At 64.8% G+C, this 1,393-nt stretch carries 1 protein-coding gene; it reads right to left on the bottom strand.

Going from position 1 to position 1,393, the window contains the following annotated elements; translation table 11 throughout:
• Nucleotides 1-1,323, bottom strand: a 1,323-nt coding sequence (locus tag H9626_RS15845; RefSeq protein ID WP_225231037.1) for a DUF975 family protein, incomplete at its 3' end; no start/stop codon positions are given.
• Between the last annotated feature and the right edge of the window lie 70 nt (nt 1,324-1,393).

The following is a 1,393-nucleotide window of genomic DNA, read 5'->3' as shown; positions in this document are numbered from 1 at the left end:
GATGAAGGCGAGCGTGACCTCCCAGATCCAGCCGACGAAGCAGAAGATGAAGAACATCATCACCAGGTTGAGCACCGTGTAGCTGCGCGTGGCATCCGGGCCGGAGATCCGCTCCACCTTGGTGCCGATCGGGGCCGGGGCCAGCCGCCCGGGGTAGCAGCGGCCGTCCAGGATGTCCTGCGCGTGGTCGAGCGCATCCATCTGCGCCTCATGGCGCTGCCAGGCATCTACCTTGCCGTTGCGGCGCAGCGTGATGCCGAACCAGTCGGCCAGCAGCCCGGTGAACCCGGTCGGACGCTGCGCGTGCTCGCGGGATGTGGAGGCGATCGCCTCCGCGGCGTCGGCGTAGACGACCTCGACCGTCGCGCGGTCGGGGCGGACGAACAGCGCCTCGTCGCACAGCCGCTCGCTGCCCTCCACGCCGTTACCCTTGGCCAGGGCGCGCAGCCGCGCGTAATACTCGGCGAAGAACGCGGCCTGATAGCCGTTGAGCCAGAAGATGCCGACCAGACCGAACGTCAGCGCGCTCAGGACATGCCAGCCGATGAACGACAGCTGCATGACGAAGCACTCCCACTTGTGCCCCTTCATCATGCGGCGTGACAGGGTGATCGCCTCGTTGGCGCCCATCGTCGGATTCTCCGCCATGATGTACGGCACCAGGAAATAGGAATAGGATTTCACGAATAGGCCGACGACGGTGAACGACCACAGGATCAGATACAGCGTGGTCAGGAACATCGTCCAGGCCATATGCGGCCAGCGGCCGGTCTGGATCGGGTAGAGGAACCGGCGCAGCGGCACCTGCTCGTAGGTCCGGGCCTCCAGCACGATGCGCCGGATGATGATCGTGTAGGTCTCCTGGATGAACAGCCAGCCGAAGAGATACACGATGAGGCTGATGACGATCAGCGTGATGATGCCGGCGTTGGGCGACTGCAGGATCGAACGGGCGGCATCCGAGACGGTCAGCAGGATGCTGCCCGAGGAGAAGGAGTTCAGCACCGAGGCGAAGACGCCGCGGGAACGGCCGAGCATGGCGATGGTGTCGGCGTCCCGGATGTCCTGCTCGTTGCGCGCCACCTCGTCGCGGACCTGATCCTCGTTGCCCGTGGCCATCTGGCCGAGCATGGTCCCGAGCCGCTCGGTGGCCTGATCCACAACGGTCGGCTGCGCCATGGTCGGGTCCTCGTAGGACTCCACCCACAGCGACGAGGTGTATTCCACCCCGATGAGCGCGGCGATCAGACACATGACGACGATCAGCCAGTACTGGCGTTTGAACACGCCCTTGGCCGCGGCCTTCATGACCTTGCGGTCCATCACGGCATTCCTCTCCCTCTTGGTCATATCCCCCACAGTATCAGCAAGTCCACAGTGTCGGCCTCTGCTG

This window comes from Phocaeicola faecium (assembly GCF_014837055.1).
Lineage (GTDB): Bacteria > Bacteroidota > Bacteroidia > Bacteroidales > Bacteroidaceae > Phocaeicola > Phocaeicola gallinarum.
This window is presented reverse-complemented; position numbering and strand designations above follow the sequence as displayed.